The organism is Streptomyces niphimycinicus, from assembly GCF_018883605.1.
Taxonomy (GTDB): Bacteria; Actinomycetota; Actinomycetes; order Streptomycetales; family Streptomycetaceae; genus Streptomyces; species Streptomyces niphimycinicus.
In genome coordinates, this window is record NZ_JAHLEM010000851.1 from 1 (window position 1) to 661 (window position 661).

Annotated in this window: 1 protein-coding gene; it reads right to left on the reverse strand. The window is 69.7% G+C overall.

What is annotated here, in order from left to right; translation table 11 throughout:
* Nucleotides 1-661 (reverse strand): acyl carrier protein (locus KN815_RS44125; RefSeq protein ID WP_253209627.1); only part of this gene is annotated, 661 nt, incomplete at both ends.

A 661-nucleotide genomic window follows, 5' to 3' on the forward strand; every position in this document is an offset into this window, starting at 1 on the left:
GCCCTTGACGGAGGTGGCGGGGATACCCGCGCGCTCGAATACCTCCCATGATGTCTCCAGGAGCAGCCGCTGTTGCGGGTCCATGGCCACGGCCTCGCGCGGCGAGATCCCGAAGAACCCGGCGTCGAACTCGGCCGCGTCGTAGACGAATCCACCGCTGCGGGCATACGACGTACCGGCGCGATCCGGATCCGGATCGTAGAGACCGTCCAGGTCCCAGCCGCGGTCGGTCGGCAGGACGGATATCGCGTCGCCGCCGGAGCGCACCAGGTCCCACAGCGCTTCCGGTGAGGTGATCCCGCCGGGGTAGCGGCAGCTCATTCCGACGATCACGATCGGATCGTCGGCGACGAGCGAGCCCCCGGCCGGTGTGACGACGGCGCCGCTGTCCGTGCCGAGGACTTCGGCCAGCAGATGCTCGGCGAGCGCACGCGGTGTCGGGTAGTCGAAGACGGCGGTGGCGGGCAGGCGTACGCCGGTGGCCGCGCTGATCCGGTTGCGCAGTTCCACCGCGGTCAGCGAATCGAAGCCGATTTCCTGGAAGGTCCGCGCGGTGTCGACCGATTCCGTGGACGCGTGGCGCAGTACCGCCGCGATGTGATTGCGCACGAGGTCGAGTACGGCCTGATCCCACTCGGCGCGGTCCACGGCGGCCAACCGG